The following is an 8,181-nucleotide window of genomic DNA, read 5'->3' on the forward strand; positions in this document are numbered from 1 at the left end:
GATTGACATCTACACGCGGCATAGCTGCAGCCGATGCACCCTGGCTCAACTTATCCAACGGCAGATACATCATGTTGTTACCACCTTCAACATCGACCAGAACCTTAGGACTATTACCCAAAACCTGTTCCATTGTATCCAGATACAGACGCTCACGGGTAACGTCCGGCGCTTTTTCATATTCAGTCAACAACGCAGTGAAACGGCGCGCTTCACCTTCAGCCTTTGCAATGACCTCTTCACGGTATGCATTGGCCTCTTCCAGCATACGCTGGGCCTGACCACGCGCTTCCGGAATGATGCCGTTGGAATAGGCTTCAGCCTCGTTTTTCACACGGACTTCATCTTCTCGGGCACGGATTACATCGTTAAATGCATCCTGAACCTGACTCGGCGCTTTAGCTTCTTTTACGTTGACCTTAGAGATCTGCAGACCTGTACTGTAGTCATCCATGTAACTCTGAAGACGCTCCTGCACCTTAACAGACAGCGCTGCACGCCCCTGCGTCAGGATAGAGTGCATATCGGTTGAACCCACCACGTGACGCAACGCAGACTCAGCTGCATGCGACAAACTCGCCTCAGGATCACGAACACTCAACTGGAAGTCTTTTGGATCGGCAATGACATACTGAACCGCCATATCCACATCAACGATGTTTTCATCTTTGGTCAGCATCAACGCACGGTGCGTACGGGTACGGACCTGGGTGACATTAACCTTCTGCACGTCATCAATCAGCGGTGGATTCCAACGCAGACCCGGTCCTACCGTTTCGGCATATTTACCCAAACGAAGCACAACACCACGTTCCTGCTGATCAACGGTATACATACCCATACCGGCCCAAAGGACAGCAGCAATTACGATCAGGATCAGGAAAAATCCGGAACCAGATGAAGAACCTGAACCCGATCCACCACCGTCGCCGCCAAAGCCGCCACTGTTTGGTTTTTTACCGGAGCCACCAAAAATACTATTCAGACGATCCTGAAGCTTTCGCAGAGCCTCATCCAGATCAGGAGGTCCCTGATCGCCGCCACCACCATTGCCGCCGCGGTTTTTACCACCACCGCCCCAAGGATCATTATTATTGCCGTTACCACCCGGCTCATTCCAAGCCATTACGTGTCTCCGTTCCAAAAGCTTGATTCGCTGAGGAAAATTGTAGGTAGCCCCTAATTACTGTGCAAGCAACATTTGCATTTATCCGACAAAAGAGCGGATCTATTTAAATATAGTCGCAAATAAAAGGATTTTACCCAGCTATTTAATGATGGACCTCAACTGAACAATAGCGTTCAGCCGGAATATCCAACCGACTTAAAAGTTGTAGCAGATCTTTTTTCTGCAACCGCACTTCCAGCTGCATATGCCCCTGATCATCGTAGGACTCGTTCAGTACTGCACCCTGTTCATATAACTGAGCACGCAAACCACCATCACGCGGCGATAAACTGATTGTTTCGTGATAAACATCATCCGCGAGCAACTCATTCACTGCCTGCAACAGCAGCTCAGTACCCGCACCGGACACCGCCGAAAGCCAAACCCTTACAGGCTGCCCTTCATCATCACGATCAATACGCGGTGCCTGACCTTCCAGCAGATCCAGCTTGTTGTAAACCTGAAGCTGCGGAATATCTTCAGCCCCGATCTCTTTTAACACTTTCTCTACTTCGTGAATGTTGTCGTGACGTTCATCGTCATAACAATCTATCACATGCAACAACAACGTCGCCTCAGATGTTTCCTGCAACGTCGCCCTGAATGACTCCACCAACTTATGCGGCAGGTGACGAATAAACCCTACCGTATCCGCAAGAATAGCCGGGCCTGCATCATCAAGAGTGATACGACGTAGCGTTGGATCCAGCGTTGCAAACAACTGATCCGCAGCATAAATATCGGACGCGGTTATCTGATTAAAGAGCGTCGACTTGCCCGCATTGGTGTAACCCACCAGCGATACCGTGGCGATCTCTGAACGGCGACGGGAACGACGCCCCTGATCACGTTGCTTACGTACTTTGTCCAGTCGCTTGTGAATACTCTTGATACGCGCCCGAAGCATCCGTCGATCACTTTCAAGCTGAGTTTCACCCGGACCACGCAAACCGATACCACCTTTCTGGCGTTCAAGGTGGGTCCAGCCACGCACCAGACGGGTCGACATATGCTCAAGTTGCGCCAGCTCTACCTGCAACTTACCCTCATGGGTACGCGCACGCTGGGCAAAAATATCGAGAATCAGACCGGTTCGGTCAAGCACTCGACACTTGATCTCACGCTCGATATTACGTTCCTGACCAGGACTCAAGGCGTGATTAAAGATAACCAGTTCAGCACCATGCATCTGAACAAGAGCACGTAGCTCCTCCAGTTTACCGGCACCAACAAAGAATTTTGGACTGGGTTGTGCACGTGACCCCGTCAAGAATTCAACGGGGTCAGCACCTGCTGAAAGCGCAAGCTCTTCGAGCTCTCGGGGACTTTCCTGATCGGCTTCATCAGCCAGATCTAAATGCACTAGTATGGCGAGTTCGCCAGATTCGGGACGCTCGAAGAACAATTATAACCTCAGCTGGCAGACTTAGGCTCTTCCGCCGGCGGCAGCTTCACGGGACGTGCTGGCACAACGGTTGAAATAGCGTGTTTATAGACCATTTGGCTAACTGTATTTTTCAACAGAATAACAAACTGATCAAAAGACTCGATTTGACCCTGCAACTTAATGCCATTTACCAAGAAAATGGATACGGGTACCCTTTCCTTACGCAGAGCGTTCAAATAAGGGTCTTGTAAAGATTGCCCTTTTGACATTACAAACTCCTTCCTGAAAAAATTTTCGTTATATATTTGATTATAATTTTTTATATCTGACCAAAAATCCACCTGTATTCTAGCCCACAAGCAGAGTTTAACGGTCAGCCTGTCATTATATAATGACAGAGTTGATCAATTTCAAGGCTTTAGACGTAATATCTCGATCATTTGTGTCCAGCCAGTTAAGATTTTCCCAACTTCTCAGCCACGTGATCTGCCTTTTGGCCAGCTGGCGCGTAGCCACGACCCCTTTAAACTGCATGGTTTCGTAGTCCCACTGCCCGGAAAAGTACTCCCACATCTGTCGGTATCCAACACAACGTACGGAAGGCATCGACAGATCCAGATCACCACGCTCCCACAAAGCCCTAACTTCTTCTTCAAACCCCTGATCCAGCATAATCTGGAAACGCTGCGCAATACGCTCATGCAGTACAGAGCGTTCTGGCGGCATCACCGACAACGACACCACAGGTCTATCCAAGCGTTGCGCCTGCTGCTCGGCCCAGTGCTCCGTCATGGAACGACCGGTGATCTCATATACCTCCAGCGCACGCTGTAAACGCTGAGAGTCATTCGGATTTAATCGCTCTGCAGATTGTGGATCGACATCCGCTAAACGTGCGTGAATAGCTGACCAACCCTTTTCTGCAGCTTCTGCCTCAATGCGCTGACGCACAGCAGGATCTGCCTGAGGCAATGTCGCAAGCCCGTTTAGTAGAGCGTGGAAATAAAGCATAGTTCCACCCGTCAGCAACGGAATTTTACCTGCGTTTTGAATGCGCGCGATCTCTGCCAGTGCATCAGTGCGAAACTCAGCAGCGGAATAAGCCTGTGCAGGATCACGAAGATCAATCAAACGATGGGGATAACGCACTAACATCTCCGCATCGGGCTTCGCCGTACCAATATTCATATCCCGATAGATCATCGCCGAATCGACACTGACGATTTCACACGGAAGCTGATCATAGAGATCCATTGCCAGAGCAGTTTTGCCCGAGGCGGTTGGCCCCATCAAGAATACGATCGGGAGTTGCGTACTGCTCACTTACTGACCTCTCATAAAGAGCTTATCCAGATCAGCCATACTGAGCTGAGTCCAGGTGGGACGACCATGGTTACACTGACCACTACGTTCTGTCATCTCCATATCACGTAGCAAGGCATTCATTTCCGTCACAGTCAGCTGCCGATTTGCACGCACCGCACCGTGACAGGCCATTGTCGCTAATAGTTCGTTGATATGATTCTCGATACGCTGACTGATGCCATGAACCAGCATGTCAGACAACACATCACGCACCAGCTGCTCAACATTGCCTTTAGCCAGTGCGACCGGTACCTGCCTGATGACCAGCGTCTCCTGCCCCATCCGCGCCAGTTCGAATCCAAGTCGCCTGAATGTTTCTTGCTGCTCATCTGCACAATCGGCTTCCCGCTCACTTACCGCCATACTCAACGGCACCAGCAGAGGTTGACTGCGCACGACTTCAGTTTCATACGCCTTTTTCATCCGCTCATAAACAATACGCTCATGGGCCGCATGCATATCAACCACAACCATACCCTGCGCGTTTTGCGCCAGTATATAAACACCATGAAGCTGCGCCACAGCATACCCGAGCGGAGGACAGTGCTCAGCGTTTTCTGCCGGCATTTCAGCAGAGGCTATTGATGTATTCAGTGGCGCAAAATCATTCACCGATTCGTGCGCTCCTGCGAACCCGGACATTCCTGTCGGACCCTGCTCCGCCGCAGCAACATCCGGATGCAATGCCGCATACTGGCCGATTTGTTCATTCACACCCCGCGCTGAAGGACGCGGAGCCGACGACAACGACATACGCCCTTGCTCAAAGTTGATCGGGGCAACACCACCTTGCTCCGGCACCAGACCGGCCGGACTATTCAATGCACCTGCAGGCGTGGACTGCGCCACAACCTGTTCGTCAGGGCGCGCGTCCGCGATCACGCGATGAATCGTCCGAAACAGAAAATCATGCACCAAGCGACTTTCACGAAAGCGAACCTCATGCTTAGTGGGGTGCACATTCACGTCCACCAGCGCCGGATCCAACTCCAGATACAATACATACGCCGGGTGGCGCCCGTGATACAGCACATCCTGATACGCTTGCCGTACTGCGTGAGATACCACTTTATCGCGAATAATTCGGCCATTCACAAAGAAGTACTGCAGATCAGCCTGACTGCGAGAGAACGTCGGCATACCAATCCAACCCCACAACCGCAATCCTGATGCCGAGGCCTCCATATCAACCTTCATGGCATTATCAACAAACGCAGAACCGCACACGGATGCAATACGCCGCTCGCGTTCGATTTCGCTGTCTGCCTGACGCAACTGATGAATCACTTTACCGTTGTGACGCAGTTGGAAGGCCACATCAAAACGCCCCAACGCCTGGCGCTTCACCACCTCATCCAGATGCTTAAATTCTGTTTTTTCAGTCTTTAGAAACTTACGCCGCGCCGGGGTATTAAAAAACAGGTCACGGACCTCTACCGACGTGCCTTCAGGGTGAGCCGCAGGTGCGATGACGGCATCCATCTCTCGCCCTTCAGTTTGCACCTGCCAGGCTGACTCATTGCCCGGCTGACGTGACGTCAGGGTCAATCGTGAGACGGAACTGATACTCGCCAGCGCCTCACCACGAAACCCCAGCGTCGCCACGGCTTCCAGATCTTCAAGCTCAATAATCTTTGACGTGGCATGTCGGCTCAACGCCAACGGCAGATCTTCTTTAGTAATGCCGCCACCATTATCACGAATGCGAATCAACTTTACGCCACCCTGATCGATCTCCAGATCCACCTTATTGGCACCAGAGTCAATGCTGTTTTCCAGCAACTCTTTCACCACAGAAGCAGGACGTTCGACGACCTCACCCGCCGCGATCTGGTTAGCCAGACGCGGCGAGAGCAGATTGATTCGTTTCATGTATGGAACCTGGTTTAACTAGAAGGAATATTCAGAACCTGACCGATACGGATGCGGTCATTCTTCAGCTTATTGGCAGCGCGCAGCTTCTTCAGAGGAACCCCATTGCGGGACGCAATGACTGACAGCGTATCGCCACGTACCACTTTATAAACACGGGTGGTGTCAGATTTCTTTGATTTCTGGGCTTCAGCGACATAAGTCATCATCGGCGGCTTACGAGCAAAGTGTGACGTAATGCCCCTATGTATCGCCTGAGCCATCTTGCGCTGATACTGACGCGTCTTCAGCTTTCTCGCTTCTCCCGGGTTGGAGATAAACCCAGTTTCGACCAACAGAGAAGGGATATCCGGGGATTTCAGTACCACAAACCCGGCCTGCTCAACCGAGGGTTTGTGCATCCGGGCAAATTTGGAGATATTTTTATGGATATTCCCGGCGACCTGACGGCTATCCGCCCGGCTTGCAGTCATCGACATATCCAGCAACACACCTGCCAGAACGTCGTCTTTATCTTCCAGGCTTACACTGCCTACACCACCGATCAGATCGGCACTGTTCTCTTTACGAGCCAGCCAGCGACCCACTTCACCCGACGCACCCCGTGGCGATAACACCCAGACAGATGCGCCCTTTGCCCGTGCGTCTTTGAATGCATCCGCGTGGATCGATACAAACAGATCAGCGTTTTGTTGACGCGCCTTCTTTGTACGACCACGCAAACTGATGTAGTAGTCGCTTTTCCGGGTCAGTACCGCTTTATAACCCGACGTAGAATCAAACAGCTTTTTCAAATCTTTCGCAATGGCCAAGACTACGTCTTTCTCTCGTACCCGCCCAGCGCCGATGGCACCCGGATCATCGCCGCCGTGGCCGGCGTCAATAGAGACGATAATATCGCGCACTTTACCGGTCGATTTGGGACGATAAACGGCCTTTTTAACCACCTTAGGTTTTGCCGTTTCGTCGTACAGATCCACCACCAAACGGTGGCCGTATTTCTGGTTTGGCTTTAACACAAAGCTCTTCGGTCGTACCGAGCGCTTCATATCCAGCACAACACGCAGCTGCTTGCCATTCTTGCCCTTACGGATCTGTGTAATGGGGCTTTTAGCCAATGACAACTTAGAGAGGTTTGCGCTCATACTGGACGAAGAGACATCCAACACAATGCGATCGGGTTTCTTCAAGGTAAAGATTTTGTGCTCAACAGGCCCACTCAGGTCAAACACCAGACGCGCATGATCCGGTGCCAACCAGATACGCACATTCTTTACATCTGCTGCCTGCACCACTGATACGCACATACACAGCATCAGCAATACAACTGCTCTCAAAACCGTCTGCAATCCCGTCATCCTGATCTAAATTTATCTCTTCTCCAGAAGTTTATCGGCCAACTGCTGACCAAACTGAGTGCCTGACTGCCATTGAATCCGCCGTCCACGCCCTTCAACGGTGATAGACAGAGTCAAATCCGGCTGCGGTAATATCCCAGCGCCTTTATCAGGCCACTCAATCAAACATAACGCCTGATTGTCAAAATAATCACGAATGCCCAGATACTCAAGTTCTTCCGGGTCAGATAAGCGATAAAGATCAAAGTGATAGACCTGCTTATCTTTCAATTCGTAGGGTTCTACCAGCGTATAGGTTGGACTCTTAACTGCACCTTTATGGCCAAATCCCTGCAGCACACCGCGACACAGCGTTGTTTTTCCCATGCCCAGGTCACCTTCAAGAAAGATTACCCCTTGCCCGTCACTGACCTGTGCCAACTCCGCGCCAAACGCTACCATTGCGGCCTCGTCGGCCAATACTCGCTGATACTGCATCTGCTTTCTAGTTTCCGTTAATACACTGTTGTCCGTTAATAACCTGAGGCAGGCAACCGATCAGGTCCGTGGCCATCATGCCACGCTCACCCTGTCGCCCCGCAACCCGGTCAGCGGCGACTGCATGCAGATAAACCCCCATACGCGCTGCATCCACCGATTGGAGCCCCTGAGCCCACAAAGCGCCAATGATACCTGAAAGTACATCTCCCATCCCACCGGCAGCCATTCCCGGATTACCTTTATCGCACAGATACAAGGCATCACCATCGGTAACCAGGGTTCCTGCGCCTTTTAAAATCACACTACCACCGCACGCATCCTGCAATTGGGCCACCGCCTGAAAGCGGTTTTGCTGCAATTGAGCGACGGAACGCTCCAACAGACGCCCCGCCTCACCCGGATGAGGTGTGAGTATCCAGTTATCCCGACGATAGCGCTCAATGCCCCACAGGCAGATCAGGTTCAGCGCATCGGCATCCATCACCAACGGTGTCTTAGTCGCCAAAATCCGTTGTAGCATTTGCTGCCCCCAGGCTCCACGCCCCAACCCC

At 51.6% G+C, this 8,181-nt stretch carries 8 protein-coding genes; all 8 read right to left on the reverse strand.

Going from position 1 to position 8,181, the window contains the following annotated elements; all coding sequences use genetic code 11:
* On the reverse strand, positions 1–1,126 hold a 1,126-nt coding region (hflK, locus tag ABYW01_RS08455), incomplete at its 3' end, for an FtsH protease activity modulator HflK (protein ID WP_372832048.1).
* A gap of 145 nt (positions 1,127–1,271) precedes the next feature.
* Positions 1,272–2,573, reverse strand: a complete 1,302-nt coding sequence (gene hflX, locus ABYW01_RS08460; protein ID WP_372832050.1) for a ribosome rescue GTPase HflX — start codon at positions 2,571–2,573, stop codon at positions 1,272–1,274.
* 8 nt (positions 2,574–2,581) lie between these two features.
* A complete protein-coding gene (gene hfq, locus ABYW01_RS08465) occupies positions 2,582–2,824 on the reverse strand; it encodes an RNA chaperone Hfq (RefSeq protein ID WP_193954365.1) in 243 nt (80 codons plus the stop codon).
* Positions 2,825–2,939: 115 nt separating this feature from the next.
* Positions 2,940–3,845 carry a tRNA (adenosine(37)-N6)-dimethylallyltransferase MiaA gene (gene miaA / locus ABYW01_RS08470; protein ID WP_372832054.1) on the reverse strand — a complete coding sequence of 302 codons (906 nt, stop codon included), beginning with the start codon at positions 3,843–3,845 and terminating at the stop codon, positions 2,940–2,942.
* Between the two features lie 33 nt (positions 3,846–3,878).
* On the reverse strand, positions 3,879–5,792 hold the full coding sequence (gene mutL / locus ABYW01_RS08475; protein WP_372832051.1) for a DNA mismatch repair endonuclease MutL: 1,914 nt from the start codon (positions 5,790–5,792) through the stop codon (positions 3,879–3,881).
* Positions 5,793–5,806: 14 nt separating this feature from the next.
* The gene (locus ABYW01_RS08480) at positions 5,807–7,108 is read right to left on the reverse strand and encodes an N-acetylmuramoyl-L-alanine amidase (protein ID WP_372832055.1); all 1,302 of its coding nucleotides are present in this window, start codon (positions 7,106–7,108) and stop codon (positions 5,807–5,809) included.
* 54 nt (positions 7,109–7,162) lie between these two features.
* Positions 7,163–7,627: a tRNA (adenosine(37)-N6)-threonylcarbamoyltransferase complex ATPase subunit type 1 TsaE gene (gene tsaE, locus ABYW01_RS08485; protein WP_372832052.1), complete on the reverse strand. Its 465-nt coding sequence runs from the start codon at positions 7,625–7,627 to the stop codon at positions 7,163–7,165.
* Positions 7,628–7,634: 7 nt separating this feature from the next.
* Positions 7,635–8,181: NAD(P)H-hydrate dehydratase (locus tag ABYW01_RS08490; protein WP_372832053.1), on the reverse strand; the 547-nt coding region annotated here is incomplete at its 5' end.

This window comes from Pontibacterium sp. (assembly GCF_041587635.1).
Classification (GTDB): domain Bacteria; phylum Pseudomonadota; class Gammaproteobacteria; order Pseudomonadales; family Balneatricaceae; genus Pontibacterium.